The organism is uncultured Parabacteroides sp., from assembly GCF_905196875.1.
Lineage (GTDB): Bacteria > Bacteroidota > Bacteroidia > Bacteroidales > Tannerellaceae > Parabacteroides.
In genome coordinates this window covers 96,809-113,397 of sequence record NZ_CAJJWO010000006.1, presented here as the reverse complement: position 1 = coordinate 113,397, position 16,589 = coordinate 96,809, and the positions used below count along the sequence as shown (strand labels likewise).

Here is a 16,589-nt window from a genome sequence, read left to right as displayed (position 1 = left end):
CTTAATTATCAGGTAAAACGAAGCAGATCCTTCAAATCGATCTTTCCTTCGTATATAGCCTTGCCGAAAATTACCGCCGGTATTCCCGCCTCAGCCAATTTTTCTATATCTTCAATAGAACTGACTCCGCCACTGGCTATGATATATATAAAAGGTAGTGCATCCCGTATTTCCTTATACAATTCGATAGCCGGTCCCTGCAACATTCCATCCCGGCTGATATCCGTACAGATCACTTTGGTGATGCCTTTGTCGTAATATCCCTGAATAAAAGGTATCAGTTCCTCTTTAGTTGTTTCTTCCCATCCGCTGATCGCTATTTTTTTATCCTTCGCATCAGCACCCAATATAATCTTTTCACTTCCAAACTTGGTTATCCACGATGTGAATACCTCCGGATTCTTTACGGCAATACTGCCACCTGTCACCATCTGTGCCCCGCTTTCGAAAGCAATCTCCAGGTCATCTTCCTGTTTCAGTCCGCCTCCGAAATCAATTATCAGCGAAGTACGCGTAGCCAGTTTCTCCAGTACACGATAGTTTATGATCCGTCCCTGACGTGCTCCATCCAGGTCAACCACATGCAGGCGGCGGATACCATGTGCTTCGAACATCTTCGCTACTTCAAGCGGATCTTCGTTATACACTTTCTTCGTGTCGTAATCGCCTTGCGTAAGACGTACACATTTGCCGTCAATCAAATCTATAGCTGGAATAAGCTCGATCATATATCTTTATAGTTTTAGAAAATTCTTTAGAATCACTTCACCGACAGAACCACTCTTTTCCGGATGAAACTGCGTCGCATAGAAGTTATCCTTATGCAACGAAGCACTGAACGGAAGAATATAATTAGTGGTTGCAGTCGTATACTCATTAACCGGTACATAATAACTATGTACAAAGTAAACAAATTTGTTCTCCAATTGTGCGGTAAATAAACCTCCTTTAACCTCCGTGATCGTGTTCCACCCCATATGAGGAACCTTGTCTTCATGACGGTGAGGTATGAATCGCTTCACTTCCGTATCGAAAATCCCCAGGCAGTCTGCATCCCCTTCCTCAGAATGACGACACAATAATTGCATACCCAGACAAATACCCAGTACGGGTTGTTTCAGATCCTTGATAATAGCATCCAGTTTATGCTCTTTCAGATAATCCATTGTAGTGAATGCTTCTCCTACGCCCGGGAAGATCACTTTATCCGCTTTATGCAATAATTCCGGATCGGCTGTAATCACAGGACTTACGCCCAATCGTTTCAGTGCATAGCTCACTGAGTAAATATTTCCGGCATTATACTTAATAATGGCGACGTCCATTTTTTATTCCGTTTTTATATTGAGTTGCAAAAGTAACAAATTATCATAACATATTCCCCTTTGATTAATGAAAAGTTGCCAAACAGAGTGTAAATGTGACAAACCTGTTTTAAATCGCCTTATGAAGAACTCCGGTCGTTCTAAAAACAGCTAAAAAAAAATCAATTCTTAATCTCCTGCATATCAGGTACGATTAAAAAAAACGCATATTTTCTTCCCATGAAGTATTGCAAGATTAAAAATAATACTTACCTTTGCACCGCAATCGAGAGAGATTGATATTAAAAAGAGGTTCGGTAGTTCAGTTGGTTAGAATACATGCCTGTCACGCATGGGGTCGCGGGTTCGAGTCCCGTCCGGACCGCCTCTTTTAATTATAATTTCCTTTATTTGTTTTGGTTCGGTAGTTCAGTTGGTTAGAATACATGCCTGTCACGCATGGGGTCGCGGGTTCGAGTCCCGTCCGGACCGCTTTCGAAAGAAGCAAAAGATAGTAAAGCTCTGTAATTTAATAATTACAGGGCTTTTTCTTTTTCCTCACTTTGGCAAAAAATGGCAATTTAGAGTAGTTAGATAATTTCATTTCGGTTGCCAAGGTTTATGGAGTATTTGTCCTATATAAGTAATAGCGACCGTTAATGTTCGAATCTGAATTGATTTACCAATTATTATTAGAATTACAGCTATTAGTATCATCATAATGCCAACAGCCAACCGTAGAGTGAATATTTCTTTGAATATAGTAATACCGATAACCACCGCAGTGAGTGGTTCCAATGCGCCCATGACAGCAGTAGGTGTTGAACCTATTTGGCGTACTGCAATTACCATAAATACTAAGGATATAACAGTAGGAACCAATGCAAGCATTATAGCAAACATCCACATAGAAGAGGTTGTAAGTAACTGTAAATGGTTGTTGCTGTCAAAAAATGATTGAACCATGATAGTTAATGTACAAAATAGCAGAACATAAAACGTTAACTTTATAGATGACATTCTTAAAGAGGATTTATTTACAGCAACTATATAAAGTGCATAAGAAAGGGAGGATAGCATAACAAGCGATACTCCCGTTGCATTTAACACGCTACCATTATTCCCTTTGTATAACAGTCCTATGCCCCCAATAGCCAAAAGAATAGATATAACCGTAATTAAAGATGTTTTTTCTTTAAAGAAAATAGCCATGATGACAGTTACAATAACAGGATATACGAACAGAATTGTAGACGCTATTCCTGCATCCATGTAGTGGAAACTTAGAAACAGGGTCAGCGAAGATACCGCAAACAAAATCCCTAACCCTGCCAAAATCCCTAATTCTTTTCGTGTAACCCTGAACGATTTATTTTGTATAAACATTAACCCACCGAGAAAAAAAGTAGCAAGTAAGAAGCGGTAAAATAATACAGAGTTAGCGTTTATTCCGGCTTCATAAAGAGATAATGCCCCAAGTGGATTTGTACCATAGCTGATTGCTGCAATAATCCCACAAATTGAACCTTTAAATTTAGCATCCATTTTATTATGTAATTTATCTATAAAATTAAAGCCAGTGCAGGGATTAATATACCTGCTAATAATTCAATTCCCCCTATTCCGAACAAACCTCGTTTACCTTTATTCATTAGAATACCGCTTATACATATCAATATAAGGCATACCGCAGATAGGTCTGAGAAATATGTCCACCATGTTCCCGGGTTATAATGGAGAAATGAGAGTTGATAAAAAACTGGTCTTTTCTTTATTCCTTCATAAACAACATTTCCTGTTTGAGTATTAAGAACATAGAATGAACCACTTTTCAAGAAAACTTTCACCGTTGAGCTATTCGGATAAAAATGTTTGATATAATTATCTTGCTCGCCTACTTCTTTTAACAACTGTATTATTTCATTTTTATTAAATTTATGGGTGGTAGGGAATGTTCCCTTCACCGTATAATTGTTTACAGTCATATAGTATTTCGGATTAAAATCCTTTAAATGATTCATCGTTATGCCGGATACTGCATAAATAAGAATCACTCCCATAAAGAAAAAAGATAGATGAAAATGAACCGTCCTGCAATACCGTCGGAACGAATTACGTGTAACTAATTTATTTTTTATTTCTTTATCCATATACTGGTTATTTCTGAAATAAAGAGTTGGTGTTTAGAAGGCTCGTTGTTATAAGATTCTTCCATAATTTTCTCTTTATAAGGTTGAGTCAAATTTGTATAGTCCATCTCTTGAACGAACATTTTCTTACATTCTATAATCATTCGAGCCTCTTCAAAACTCATTAGTCCGGAAGGGGTTTCCAATGGGGTCAACCCCGCTTCTGACACTTTATCAGTATCTCGTCCCGATTTTGTTCCACAAATTCTAAGTGCTCCCCGATATTCTTCTGTAAAAAAACTTAGTGTAAAACTTTCTTCTCGTTGCAAAAATTGATAAGTATGCCTTGAATCACGGACTACAATAAAAGTAGATGGTCTGCTCCACATATCGCCAATCGCTCCCCACGATGCTGTCATTGTGTTATAAGAACTTTTATTCCCTGCTGTCACCAGCATCCATTGCTTACCTATTAAGTCTATTACGTTATCAGGAAGGTCGGTTGCTTCCATCCGGTCATAACGAGATTGCCAACCTGTGGTACTCGTGCTATCTTCATTCTGTGTGAAGACTACTTTGTCTGATTTTTTACTGCTTTCCATACATGAAGTAATTAAAAATGTACCTAAAATCATTGAAAATAATGCTATCTTTTTCATTTTCTGTTATTTAGTTAATGATTATTTTGCAAAGGTAGACGGAAATAGGATTAAAATACTTGTATTTTAATTGCATTATTTTGTATATTTGCGCTATGAGAAAGTGCAGCCAGTTTGAATCATTAAAGATTATAGATGTAATTGAGGAAGAATATTCTTGCGAATTACATGCCCAAGACCATTTTGAAATCATCTATATTCATTATGGGTGTGGGGGGCATGTCTTTAATGAAGTTACAATTCCATATGAAAAAGGGGATTTATTTCTGCTTGCACCCGGTGACCGCCACTATTTCACAGTAAAAACTGTAACGCGCTTTACCTATATTAAATTTACTTCAAGCTATTTTGAGACTTATAACCGCTCCTATAAGTCCTTTTCACGAGAAATAACTCCAACTTCCATCATGGAAATTCAATGGCTGAAAGAGGACAAGATAACGGTGAGTGAACCTTGCCAGACTATATTGAAGAACATTTTTGAGAATATTATCCTATATAATTCAACGATTAACGTACTTCGTTCGTCTATTGTGTATTATCATATTCTTTCCATTTTCGGAATGATAAAAGAATACATTGAGAACCGAAATATTGAATTAAAGAAGAAAACTCCAACTAATGCTCATATAGCAGCATACATTCAAGAGAATATATCTAATCGTGACTGTATTTCCATCAATATGATTGCTAAGAATTGTAATATTTCGCCATCTTATTTCAGTACTTATTTCAAGCGGAATTTCGAGATAAGTTATAGAGAATATATCGAAAAGATGCAATTACAACTCATCAAGCGCAGATTAGAAACCGGAGAAATCAAGTTAAAAGAAATAGCGGATGAATTTGGTTTTACAGATGTAAGCCATTTATCCAAATTTTTTAAAAGGCATGAAGGTATTAACCCTTCTGCTTATAAAAACGTAGGAAAATAGGAGATTGTATTCCATATAGATATAATGATATTTCACATTGTTGAACTTGATGTATCTTACTATAGGTGTGTTATGTGTTGATGTTTTTGGATTATTTAAAAAGACAGTAAATTCTGGCACTGTTTCTTTTTTATCCGAATATCCATTTTGAAGCCTTGGGAATCAGTCGGTAGAAAAGTGCGACAAACGCCCACGATATAGCAAATACCATGACTGCCGTTACCGGTATCTTTATCGAAACGGGTATGGATAACGCATTGGCAATAGCATAACCAAGCCCGACAACAAAATAATGTACCAAATAAATTCCGAGTCCGCATTTGGTGATATTCGCAAATAGGGCTACATATTTTGCGGAGCTGAATTTCACTTGACGAACCAACAGAAACAGCGCAACAGTCATCAGTACCACATTAGGAGAACAATACAAAAAGAAAAGCTCCATCTCCTGCTCCGTACAGTCGGGATTCGCAGTCATAAATTTGAAGCCGATATAGGTGACTACATAACCTATGGCAAACAAGGGGAGCGCAACCGCAATTGTTTTACTCCAGCTCCATGGCTTCACGTCTTTTGCCAGATAATACCCTAGCAGCAAATAGCCGTTAAATCCTGCAAAGTAGTAGAATGTCCCAAATGTATTCCACGCACTAAGCCCGAATAGCTCGTGCGAAAAGAAAGTGTAAGCATAAGGCATAAAGAGAGTAACCGCCCAAATGGAAAGGAATATCTTTTTTTGCGAAATAGTCGCTTTCTCGACCCAAGCCGAGAAGAAGGGCATATACAGATAGAGCCCGATAAGCATATACAAATACCACATCGGCACGGTGTAGACATTAAATTGGAAAGGAATGAGCGCAATGTTTTTCATCGCGTCGCTGAATGATTGTGAGGCATCGGATGAAGCATACGCAAATACATCCGAGATAATCGTCGGTGACAATCCCAACAAACCGGTTACCCACGGGAAAAGGTTGTACAAGACAGACCATATCAGAAAAGGCACTGCAATTCTGAAAAGCCGTTTTTTGTAGAAGTCACCTATGGATAGATTCACGGGTAATAGCAACAACCCTGTAATCATAACAAACAACGGAACACAAGGGCGGAGAAATGAACCGTAAAGAGAACCCCAAAAATTGAATTCAGGATTGGAACGAGCTTCGGCTGAGACATTAAAAGGGTCGGAACAGTGAATGCAAATCACCATAAAGATGGCGATAAATCGAAGAACATCCACCCAAACGATTCTGGATGGTTGGATTAAGTGAGTTTTTTGCGACATATCTTTGTTACTTATGTGAAAATATCCACAAAGGTACAAAATTGCCTTTCGCGACTTTTTTAACTACTTAAAGAAAACGTATTCATTTCCTTAATGCACACAATGTGACATGTGACATTCCAAGATAAGAAGCGATGTAGCCTAAATTGACACGCTGAACCAGATCCGGATTTTTCTCCACAAAATCTTTGTAACGTTCCTCTGCCGACATATACAGGCGATAAATGAGCCTTCTCTCCATCTCGACAAACGCTTTTTGGTGCAATATGCGCAACCAATTTGCAATGTCGGCATCACTTGAACACAGATTTTCGAGTTTCGCTATCGGAATATAGTAGAACAGGGAGTTTTCAAGCACTTGTACCGCTTCGTTTTCGTACCCTGGAGTTTTACCGTAAAAGCTATTTGTCGAATAGATTAGATCACCCTCTTTGCTAAACCAGGAAGTTACCTCCTTGCCTTCAACCAGATTATATGCGCGAGCGATACCTTTTTCAATGAAATAGACATTCGTGTCTTTTTTATCAGGAGCAATCAGTATTGTCTTTTTCGATATGTTGATAGGGTGCAAACAAGAGGTTAACTTTTCGATAGCATTTTCACTAACATTGAAAGTTTGCTTTATTGAGCTAATGATTCTGTCCATAGTATATATAACTGCCTAATATATAGCGCAAAGGTAGAAAAATAAGATTTTATTTTTATAGCAGAGCTACACCTTGAATTTTTTCGTTCTTTCCAATATATAATCCTAATTTTATTTCTTAAGTATTCTCATTAAGCTGGCGACATCCTGTAATAAATTCACCGTCTCAAAACGTCCTTTATAAAACACCGCCCAATTGTTGAAAACACAAGGCAGCTCCTTTGCTTTTTGTAACGTATCCACCTGGATGAAAGATACAGGAACGTCATTCATTTCACAATGTTGTCTGATAATCCCGATTTTTTGATCGATATAAGGACATTGCATATCATAATAAATTGTCAGCTCTTCGCTTTCAATCACTTCTTTCCTGGCATTCTGCGCAAACACCGGCTTGGTTCCGTCAAAAGAAAGCGCAAGCAATTCATATCCACTATCGGTCACATCTACAACCTCAAAACCGAACTTCTTTGCAAACGACTGGTCAGAAAGCCAGGATTTTTGTTTTTTTGCTCCGAGCATACAGATACCGGATTTACCCTTCTCTTTGGCATCGGCTATACAATACTCCATCAGTGATTTCCCATACCCTTTTCCTTTGTAACTACCCAGAGTCCATAAACAATAGAGGTAATAATAGTTATCACCGGTTATGGGAACCCAGGCTGTTTCCAAAGGGGCATACTCGATAAAAACCGTAGCCTTTGCTTTTAATTTCCTAAAAACATGCCCTTCATTCAGCCGCTCAGAAAGCCATTGCCGCTTTGCCTCAACACCGGGATGGGGCTTTTTAGTACGGATAATGCAGCACAAATGCTCATCTGCAAGGTTCTCCGTTGTTAAGTTTATAAAATCAGTATCCATGTGTTTATTCGTTTCAAAAGTGTAAATGTAGTAAATTTATACAGATTCTGCCATTTACCTCAAAAAACATACAATTCGTCAATCTTATTTGAAACCCGCTTCCCCACCTCATAGCTTTACCGAGAAATTATTAAACGAAAAAGATATGAAAACGAGAAAGATCATTCGGATACTGCTTCTATGTTTACTGACTTACCCTTTATATGCACAGCAAACCGAAATTAAAGTTTCCGGTAAAGTGACAGCTGTCAACAAAGTGCATACAATGATAGAATCCGAATCGAAAAAAGAGGAAGATATATATATCTTTATAAAAACAGAGAAACTGCTAAAGAAAATCTATCTCAAAGAAATACTCTTCATTACTCGACACACTCCCTGCAACTTCCTTTATGCAGGTGCACCGTTCATTCATAGTAAACCTTTCCCACATACAGGCTATCGAAGGCAATCAGTTAGTTATCGGAGAACATAAAATTCCGGTATTCCGCCCTATGCGGGAAGAGGTGTATAAAGCGATTATCAATAATCAGTTGATTACGAAATGACTTGGTCTATAAAATCTACCAAGCATTTCGCCTAATCTCCAATTTACCCAATCTGGATAAAACAACAGTATCACCAGCAAAAGCATCCCCCTGATAAACATCGTTCAGGTATATTCGATTATCCCTTTCTTTGAAGGTGTAAGGCCCCGATTGGAAAGTATCTCCACTATCATCTGTAAACCCGCTGATGGATTGAGGGGTTACGAAAACAATATCTTTGTATATCAAAGATGTTTTCATTCTATATGGCTTAATAATAAGCGACTTTTTAGTAAACAGGTTTCCCTTTTTAAATATTATCGTATCGCTTTCCTGTATATGGCCAACAAAATCATTATTCAGAAACAAAGATCCTTTATGCTCTCTGATCAAGTCTTTCCCAGCCCTGATAAAAACGGTATCATTATTTATACAACTTCCATAACCGGGAAGTCCACGGGGAAGCTGTACCTCAAATCCTCCGGTATTGTCTGTTACAAAATTCATTTTCATCATTTGCTGTGCGTTACATTTGGTGCCGACTGTATACAAACTAAAACCTATAGCCAGACATGCCGTTGTTAAAACTGATAATTTTGCCATTCTGTGTACTTTTAAGTTAAACAAATCTTTCAAAACAGATTTGAATGACAAATGAACCGGGAGTTCAGTTTTACCAATTTCCTGAACCTCCGGAACAGCTAACAAGTCACAATCCAACGCAGTAGCAATTAGCCTCAATGTATAACTTCTTGGTACCACTTTCCCTGACTCGATACGTTGCAAAGTTCGGACACTAATATTACATTTACTGACCAACTCTTCCTGGGTTAACCCTTTTGTTTCCCGAAGCCCTGCAATGTACTTACCTAATTCCGGTTGTTTCATCTTCATTCAAATTTTCGACAAGATTATGCATAACTCAAATATTCAACAAATAAAGCAGCGAACTTTCACCCGACATTTACCCGACATTTGGCTATAATGCGGTTTATTCATACAAAGTTAATAAAACATCAGGGGAAAGAATATTCTTCCTCCAATTACACCAACAAAAAAAATACAACTCTCTATTTTTCAACCCATTAAGCATATTTCATAACGCCGACAAGTTTAATAAATTTTGATATTAGCGCTTGATTACGAATGTACAACACCAACACTCTGGTTAACAAACAATTAACATACGCTCATATTAGACTTCGTTGCCGGCTATATTTTTCTCTTTAAATATAGAAAGAATATTCTTTATAAAGAATTATAAGGCTACCGCCCTTTTTCAGTTTTAAAAAGATTCAAAAAACGCACTTCATTTTGCTTGTGGTAAAGATAGGCTATCTCCGTATCCTCGCATTACCGAAAACGGCCTGTTTTATTTCAGTATTTACACAGACAATAGTTTTCAGTTACAAAAACAATTGTATTTGATTTGAAAAACAGTTGTATTTGAACACAAATACAATTGTTTTTATAGATGTAAATCAATTAAAAAACTTCCGGAAAGTTGACAATTATTCCCATTGGGTTCCATCCGGATCATTCGCACCATATCCTCCGCATATCTTTGTAAGCAAATAAGAGAAAGTATGTACAGTGAACTATATAAAAAATCAGGGAGTGATATAATCCGGGAATTAGGGAAACGGTATAGTGACTACCGAAAACGGATGGGGTACACACAAAAAAAGATAGCCTGGATGAAATAGAGAAACTTTTGCCGGAACTACCGGAAAGCCCACTAAGCTTATTAAAATTATCTTAAAAGCCCATACAAATTGACATTTAATTCATTGATATGCTATTATCTTATGTATATTTGCATACAATCAATTTCATAGAGGCCATGAAGAATATAATCGGATCGCTATTTTTACTATTATCTGTTTTTTGTTTATTTGCGTGTAGTAAAGACGAAGAACTAATCGAAGAAAAACAATATGAATTTAGTTCTATCATGTGGGCTTTGCAGGAAGGTGACGGAGAAGAACTTTTTGAAATAAAAACACCTGAACAGGTTTTCCGTAATACAGGAAATACAACAAAAGACATCGTTATTAATTCGTCTGAAAAAGTAGAAGAATCCTCTCAGTTTTTCATTGACGAAAATATATTGCCTTATTTGCCGGAAGAAGAGATAACGGTCGCTTTCCCTGATGTATTCGAATTGCTATCTTCTGATTACAAATATTTCGTTGGAGAAAGAAAAGCACCTTTCAAAAATGAAAAAACACCTCTCCCACCAAATAGAACAATTACAGAAACGATGTCGTTAGCCCCCTCATGTGAGTTACGAAACAGCTCTACTTTTACGATGAAAAAGATAAAAGCAACATATCGAATTCGTTTTGTTGAGAAAGAAGGTTTTGATAGCTATGAGAAAGAAGGCAAATGGGAAGGTGTATTTATCGTTTTCGAAAGCAGCAATACTGTTATTAATGAAATAAAATAACCGGCTTGATCTGTTCTATGAACAAGCATTACATTCCAATTGTTATAAATAGAAAAACAATATGGAAACTTTCAAAGATATTATAAACGGAGACAAACCAGTATTGGTTGACTTTTTTGCAACATGGTGCGGGCCTTGCAAAGTAATGAGTCCTACGATTGAATCTCTGGGAAAAGAATTAATCGGACAGGCACGTGTTCTGAAAATCGATGTTGATAAAAATGAAGCAGTAGCCAATGAGTACCGTATTCAGTCAGTACCCACATTAATCATATTTAAGAAAGGAGAAGCCGTTTGGCGCACTTCTGGTGTAATGGAAAAAGGTGTTCTCTTAGGACAGATAAAAAAGTTTATCGATTGATTATAAACAAAAAAGGAGCTCGATGAGCTCCTTTTACATAAACTTTTACTTCCTTATTTATTCGTTTCTTTATTGATCATATATGAAAGAACTTTTGACTTAGCCCATGTAGCTTCTGTCGTGTCTTTATTAAATTCTTTGATATAGTTAATTCTGAAATTGAAAGTCTCACTTCCTTTTGCTTTCTCTTTAGCTTCTAACGAAGAGATATAACTTCCTGCACGAATTGCATAGTTAAATACAGAAGTCCCAATTGTATTTTTACCATCTGCCTTCTTAACTACACGCAAAAAGAAATCATAAACATTTTTACCGTCTACAACTTGCGGTTCCTGAGAAGGATCAATCTGCAGAAAATACTCGTTTGTTTGATCGTTTGCCGATTTCTCATGACTAGAACCCAGGAATAAAAAATCTTTTATAGTAGCACTATATGCTCCCCCTGCAACGATCCCTGCATCAACAGTTGCTAACTCTCCTTTTTTGATTGCTGTCGGGGACGTCTTGGCTGTATCAACAGCTTCTACCCTACCGCTATTATCCAACCTGGCATATTGAGAAACAGTAGCTGTCAAATATTTCTTTCCAGAATTAGCTGGATCATCATAATTAATAGTATATGCAAAATAAATACATTCATCAGTTAAATTACTAAACGCTGAAGCATACACCGGAACATTATCACCTGTATAAGCAACATTTCCCATAGCATCCATAGAAAAACCTATTACACCATAAGTAAAACCCGATTGTTCATTACTTCCCCCATCCAAGCAAGAGGTCAACAAAACTGTAGCCATAGCTACCGCACCTAAAAACTTAAGTTTCTTCATTTTTTCTGTTCTTTTTATTTTATGTTATTAGTATTTGTTTTATTTAAAAGCCCAGACGGAATCCGGCCTGAAGACTTACATTAAATGGTTTTTCGGAACGTACGGTTTCAATTGTACTACCGTTATCGAAATAGTAGTCTACTCCTGCCTCAGCATAAAGGCTTACAAAACGAAGCAACGGGTAGCTTACACCTGCACGGGTGTTGACAGACCACAACCATTCCTTCATACGAATATGTTCGCTCTCCTTTTCGTACAACTCTTTACCTGAGTATTTTTCCGTTACCAGCTTTCCTGACACATTGACTTCCGTCATAACACCAGCTGCTGCATATACCTGGAAACGGTTCCATTCTGCAATTTTATAGGACAGAGAAACCGGAATACCGATAAAATGGAGCTTTTGGGCTGTCTTATTATAATAAACCGGAGCATCCACATCCCAGGTAGAAGACAGAAACGTATAATTCAATCCCGCTGACAATGCAAACCGGTTATTCAAATAACGACTTACTGAAAAACCTACCGAAACAGGAGTCTTATGATGTATGTTCGTCTTCGGATAAGTATTATTCTCAAAATTAGCAGCATTCAAAAATAACAACTCCTGATCCGTCAGCATTGTATTTTTCAAAGCATAAGTGTTCAAAGAGTTATTTGTTCCGGTAGTCACACTACCGCCTCCCATACCAAATCCCCACTTACGCGGAGCAGCCTCTTTTTCGACTTTACCGACCGGAGCAGCATCAGCTATCAACGACCGGGTATCAATAGAACCCACTTCCGGATGATCCTGTACAACCTCTTCGCTATCAACAACAACAGAGTCTTCATCCGGGGGTGTTATTTCAATAACAGCAGGTTCAGTATGAGCAACCTTTACAGCTGCTTTATATGTTGACCGTACCACAGCTGGCTGTTGCACTGCTGCCACAGGAGATACGGTTATGTTTTCCTTTATCGGTTCTATCGGAGTAACCGGAACTTCGACTTCTTTAGCGAGCTCCGTCTCCACCTTCTTTGTTTCCTTTTCTATCTTCTCTGCGATCGGAGCGACCTCCTTCTCCGACTTGAACATATAAACGCCTCCCGTTATCATCAGTAATGAAACGACTGCCGCAGCAGCCCAGTAACGGAGCGTTCGACGGAAAGGTACCGGTGCTTTTACCGGTAAACGATCGGCAATAGCCTCCCAGTCTCCCGGCATCGTATCCACTTCGAAATCCTGCAACTTCGAGCGGAACATATCATCAAATGTATCTCTTTCCTTTTTCATTCTTTCCTTTCAATACAAAGCGTTAATCCTCTTCTGTAACATCTGTTTGGCGCGCGTAAACTGTGAACGTGACGTACTTTCCGTAATATTCAACATCTCACTGATCTCTTTATGAGAATACCCTTCAATTGCGAACAGGTTGAATACCGTACGGAAACCGGTTGGCAACTCATGTACCAACGTCATCAGCTCCGCTGCCGACATACTCGATATAACCGAACTGTCCGGCTGGATCAATTCCGCCGTATTATCCAGATCGGTCGATTCGCGCAATACATCTGACTTACGCAAATACTCCAATGCACAATTTACAAAGATCTTTCGCATCCATCCCTCGAATGAACCAGCTCCCGAATAAGAGTCCATACTGGTAAAAACCTTTACAAAACCATCCTGCAACAAATCGCGGGCAGTCTCCCTGTCGTTCACATAACGCAGACAAACTCCCATCATTTTGCGGGAATACCTCTCGTAAAGCTCTTTCTGAGCCAGCCTGTCCCCCTTCCTACAACCTTCTATTAGTTGTGACTCGTCCATTACAAATATAATGATGTTATTCACGTACAAAACGCTGCATGTTTCATGAACTTTTTTTTCATAAAAGAGGCGGACACATAGATCCGCCCCATACAGGTATGTTTTGCAAAGATAAGATGTTCTAACGAATTTCCGTGTTAACGGATATAGACTGCTTAATTTTTTTTCGCAGGATTGACCGGACAGCCGGCACCGTCGTCGACAGGCACTGCTTCCATTCCAATCTTTTTAAAGGCTGAAGCCAATTTGGTCTTGGAAGTCTTATCTGTCTTATAGGTTACGTTTACCGTGCGAGTTTTCAAATCGCACTTCAGATCGGTTACCCCTTTCTCGAAAGCAATATTCTTTTCTACCTTTTTCTGGCAATTAGCACATTCCATTTCTTCTACGAAGAAAGTTACCGTGTCTTTTTTCTTTTTTGCATCCTGTGCATAGGCCGTAGAAAGCGTAAATACGGCACAAATCAATGCTACAACTAACTGTTTCATAATGTATTTGTATTAATTGGTGAATAATTTATCTTGTTATTTAATCGCGGCTGATGTTGAAACGCAAGCCGGCATATATCTTCCGTCCGTGAACAGGGCCCCACACCATCGAACCGTCGAAGTTATCTCCCCGTGGGTTCTCCGCATCGATGATCGGGTGAGACTGCTTGTAATCGAACAGGTTTTCCGCTCCGATATAGACAGACCAACGACGGAAATAGCGGGTGATCTGTGCATTGACAACGGTATAGGCATTAAAGTTCGATTCCCACAGCGGATTCGTCGCATCCGGAGTCGGCATACGTCCTCCTCCGTTAAACTGTCCGGTCAGGTCGAACTGCCACTTTTTCAACGGAGTCTGATAAGAGGCCGTTACCAGCCCTTTATAGTCGCTGACCAACGGTTTCTTCAGTCGTTGCGTTACACCTTCTGCATTCCGGTAATCCGTCTTGGCATCCGTGTAACGATAAGCCGCAGTCAGGGTAAATCCCCGGAAGAAAGGATAAGTCGCTTCCACCTGGAAACTGTTGGAATAAGATTTCCCATCCAGATTATAGAAACCCACAGCATGCGGATCGCTATCCATATCGACAACCACCTGCTTCAGGAAGTTGGTGTAATACCATTCTCCGTTCAAAGATAGTTCTTTTCCGAACAAAGGGATATAAAAAGACAGGTTCAGCCCCGTATTCCAGGCCTCTTCCTGATCCAGGTTGTCGGCGATATTCATTTTACGGCTACTCGACAAAAGGAAGTTATTCTCTGCCAGAATATTGGCCGTACGGAAACCTTTCCCTGCCGAAGCACGGACATGGAACCAGTCGAAGGGATTATATTTAATATGTACGCGGGGCGTAACAAAGAAATCATACAAAGAGCTGTAATCGGCACGGATACCTCCCAGAACGATCAGCTTATCATTCAGATTGTAAGTATACTGTACATAAGCTCCGGGGACAACTTCCGTACGGTCGAAGACCTTGCGCGTACCATCCTGCAACAGGTTTTCATTAAAACCGTCATAATTCATGCTCAGGCCGGTGCTCAGGCTGTGTGCGGGAGAAAACTCCTTTTCATACAGCAAACTGGCATACACATTATTCTGATACACATTATAAGGCGTACGGTCGTACATGGATTTTTGTTCATGATAAGAGCCGGAAAGGATCAGCGCCACGCTCTCCACTTTTTCCTTATCGATGATATAAGCCTGTTTCGTATACAGTTCAGCACGGTTCGTTTCCAGATGAACCTGATACGGATCAGCAAAATCATGATGTTTGGTAGCCTGTCCGCCGGTACGGTTTTCATGCAGGTAGCGGGCTCCGTACTGGGCTACATAATTATCCAGTTTATGATACCAGCGGTTCATCAGGTTCACCTGCTCCTTTAGCGGGGTATCCAGAAAACCGTCATCGTTGCCGTCATGCTGCTTTTTATCATTGGAATAATGAACCAGCAAACCGGTCGATACCTTATCGTTGATATGCCACGAAGCGTCTGCATTTCCTTCATAACGTCCGGCATCGCTTCCGAACAGGTTCACAGAGAAAATATCAGCCGTAGGAGGCTTTTTAAATTCCACATTGATCTGTCCGGCAAGGGCTTCATATCCGTTTTTGACAGAAGAAGTTCCTTTGGATACCTGTATACTTTCCATCCAGGCACCGGGCACATAGTCCAGTCCGTACAAAGAAGCCGCTCCACGGAAGTTCGGATAATTCTCGGTCAGCATTTGCACATACGTTCCGGCGAGTCCCAGCAACTTGATCTGGCGGGCTCCGGTAGCCGCATCGGCATACGATACATCGACAGACGGGTTCGTTTCGAAACTCTCGGCCAGGTTACAACAGGCGGCACGGCATATTTCATCATAGGTGATCTTCTGCGTCTGCAACACACTGGTGCGGGAGGCGATCGTTCCCATTTTACGTTCGCTGATCACGACTTCTTCCAGAGCTACTTCCCCTTTCAGGGTAATTCTCAACAGCTCATCAGGATTAGTCACCGGCATCACGAAGGTGGTATAACCGATATAACTCACGACCAGGTTATTCGTACTTTTTCTTGTTTTCAGCTTGAAAGCGCCGTCCACATCGGTCGTTGTCCCCTGCTGGGTTCCTTCCCAATACACATTGGCACCGATTACCGGCTGGTTATTATCATCAAACACATGCCCTTTTACTTCTTCCGCCCGGGCAGTGATGGCGGAGAATAATATAAATAGAGTAATATAGAGTTGTTTCAACATTGCTTTACATTTTGATTCAATAAGTATTCCGTTTTAGGATTAGCA

18 protein-coding genes and 2 tRNA genes are annotated in these 16,589 nt (G+C 39.4%); 6 read left to right on the top strand and 14 right to left on the bottom strand.

Translation table 11 applies throughout. The features are described from left to right. Positions 1-8: 8 nt before the first annotated feature. Together hisA and hisH are read right to left on the bottom strand one after the other, a co-directional pair. Positions 9-728, bottom strand: a complete 720-nt coding sequence (gene hisA / locus QZ076_RS03970) for a 1-(5-phosphoribosyl)-5-[(5-phosphoribosylamino)methylideneamino]imidazole-4-carboxamide isomerase (protein ID WP_293710544.1) — start codon at positions 726-728, stop codon at positions 9-11. Between the two features lie 6 nt (positions 729-734). After that, positions 735-1,325, bottom strand: coding sequence for an imidazole glycerol phosphate synthase subunit HisH (hisH, locus tag QZ076_RS03965; protein WP_075556374.1), 591 nt, complete (start codon positions 1,323-1,325; stop codon positions 735-737). 290 nt (positions 1,326-1,615) lie between these two features. Between hisH and QZ076_RS03960 the strand changes: the two genes are divergently transcribed. After that, a tRNA-Asp gene (locus tag QZ076_RS03960) sits at positions 1,616-1,689 on the top strand. Positions 1,690-1,722: 33 nt separating this feature from the next. Next, positions 1,723-1,796 (top strand) — tRNA-Asp (locus QZ076_RS03955). Positions 1,797-1,904: 108 nt separating this feature from the next. Here QZ076_RS03955 and QZ076_RS03950 read toward each other — a convergent pair. The 3 genes from QZ076_RS03950 to QZ076_RS03940 are packed head-to-tail and all read right to left on the bottom strand — an operon-like array spanning position 1,905 to position 4,092. Next, on the bottom strand, positions 1,905-2,849 hold the full coding sequence (locus QZ076_RS03950; RefSeq protein ID WP_293710543.1) for a DMT family transporter: 945 nt from the start codon (positions 2,847-2,849) through the stop codon (positions 1,905-1,907). 17 nt (positions 2,850-2,866) lie between these two features. Then, positions 2,867-3,454 carry a PepSY-associated TM helix domain-containing protein gene (locus QZ076_RS03945; protein ID WP_293710542.1) on the bottom strand — a complete coding sequence of 196 codons (588 nt, stop codon included), beginning with the start codon at positions 3,452-3,454 and terminating at the stop codon, positions 2,867-2,869. After that, entirely contained in the window at positions 3,439-4,092 is a 654-nt protein-coding gene (locus QZ076_RS03940; protein ID WP_293710541.1) for a flavin reductase, read from the bottom strand. Before QZ076_RS03940 ends, QZ076_RS03945 begins: the two co-directional genes overlap by 16 nt. A 95-nt stretch (positions 4,093-4,187) precedes the next feature. Between QZ076_RS03940 and QZ076_RS03935 the strand changes: the two genes are divergently transcribed. Further along, the gene (locus QZ076_RS03935) at positions 4,188-5,027 is read left to right on the top strand and encodes an AraC family transcriptional regulator (RefSeq protein ID WP_293710540.1); all 840 of its coding nucleotides are present in this window, start codon (positions 4,188-4,190) and stop codon (positions 5,025-5,027) included. 130 nt (positions 5,028-5,157) lie between these two features. On the opposite strand, the gene QZ076_RS03930 is transcribed toward QZ076_RS03935, so the two are convergent. The 3 genes from QZ076_RS03930 to QZ076_RS03920 form a co-directional block, all read right to left on the bottom strand. After that, on the bottom strand, positions 5,158-6,312 hold the full coding sequence (locus tag QZ076_RS03930; protein ID WP_293710539.1) for an acyltransferase family protein: 1,155 nt from the start codon (positions 6,310-6,312) through the stop codon (positions 5,158-5,160). Between the two features lie 82 nt (positions 6,313-6,394). Further along, on the bottom strand, positions 6,395-6,958 hold the full coding sequence (locus tag QZ076_RS03925) for a cyclic nucleotide-binding domain-containing protein (protein WP_293710538.1): 564 nt from the start codon (positions 6,956-6,958) through the stop codon (positions 6,395-6,397). A gap of 111 nt (positions 6,959-7,069) precedes the next feature. Next, positions 7,070-7,822, bottom strand: coding sequence for a GNAT family N-acetyltransferase (locus QZ076_RS03920; protein ID WP_293710537.1), 753 nt, complete (start codon positions 7,820-7,822; stop codon positions 7,070-7,072). Between the two features lie 392 nt (positions 7,823-8,214). Between QZ076_RS03920 and QZ076_RS03915 the strand changes: the two genes are divergently transcribed. Continuing rightward, positions 8,215-8,370, top strand: coding sequence for a LytTR family transcriptional regulator DNA-binding domain-containing protein (locus QZ076_RS03915; RefSeq protein ID WP_293710536.1), 156 nt, complete (start codon positions 8,215-8,217; stop codon positions 8,368-8,370). A gap of 15 nt (positions 8,371-8,385) precedes the next feature. On the opposite strand, the gene QZ076_RS03910 is transcribed toward QZ076_RS03915, so the two are convergent. Continuing rightward, complete coding sequence (locus QZ076_RS03910; protein ID WP_293710535.1) at positions 8,386-9,237, bottom strand: helix-turn-helix transcriptional regulator; 852 nt, start codon at positions 9,235-9,237, stop codon at positions 8,386-8,388. A 955-nt stretch (positions 9,238-10,192) separates the two neighbouring features. Here QZ076_RS03910 and QZ076_RS03905 point away from each other — a divergent pair. Both QZ076_RS03905 and trxA read left to right on the top strand, forming a co-directional pair. Further along, a complete protein-coding gene (locus QZ076_RS03905; RefSeq protein WP_293710534.1) occupies positions 10,193-10,798 on the top strand; it encodes a hypothetical protein in 606 nt (201 codons plus the stop codon). 61 nt (positions 10,799-10,859) lie between these two features. Beyond that, entirely contained in the window at positions 10,860-11,159 is a 300-nt protein-coding gene (gene trxA, locus QZ076_RS03900; protein WP_293710533.1) for a thioredoxin, read from the top strand. A 53-nt stretch (positions 11,160-11,212) separates the two neighbouring features. On the opposite strand, the gene QZ076_RS03895 is transcribed toward trxA, so the two are convergent. The 5 genes from QZ076_RS03895 to QZ076_RS03875 all read right to left on the bottom strand — a co-directional run bounded on the left by QZ076_RS03895 (position 11,213) and on the right by QZ076_RS03875 (position 16,544). After that, positions 11,213-11,992: a hypothetical protein gene (locus QZ076_RS03895; protein WP_293710532.1), complete on the bottom strand. Its 780-nt coding sequence runs from the start codon at positions 11,990-11,992 to the stop codon at positions 11,213-11,215. 43 nt (positions 11,993-12,035) lie between these two features. After that, a complete protein-coding gene (locus tag QZ076_RS03890; RefSeq protein ID WP_293710531.1) occupies positions 12,036-13,268 on the bottom strand; it encodes a porin family protein in 1,233 nt (410 codons plus the stop codon). A gap of 9 nt (positions 13,269-13,277) precedes the next feature. Beyond that, the gene (locus tag QZ076_RS03885; RefSeq protein ID WP_293710530.1) at positions 13,278-13,805 is read right to left on the bottom strand and encodes a sigma-70 family RNA polymerase sigma factor; all 528 of its coding nucleotides are present in this window, start codon (positions 13,803-13,805) and stop codon (positions 13,278-13,280) included. A 155-nt stretch (positions 13,806-13,960) separates the two neighbouring features. After that, positions 13,961-14,293 (bottom strand): heavy-metal-associated domain-containing protein, encoded by a 333-nt coding sequence (locus tag QZ076_RS03880; RefSeq protein ID WP_046148473.1) that lies wholly within the window; start codon positions 14,291-14,293, stop codon positions 13,961-13,963. A 40-nt stretch (positions 14,294-14,333) separates the two neighbouring features. Continuing rightward, positions 14,334-16,544 carry a TonB-dependent receptor gene (locus QZ076_RS03875; RefSeq protein WP_293710520.1) on the bottom strand — a complete coding sequence of 737 codons (2,211 nt, stop codon included), beginning with the start codon at positions 16,542-16,544 and terminating at the stop codon, positions 14,334-14,336. Between the last annotated feature and the right edge of the window lie 45 nt (positions 16,545-16,589).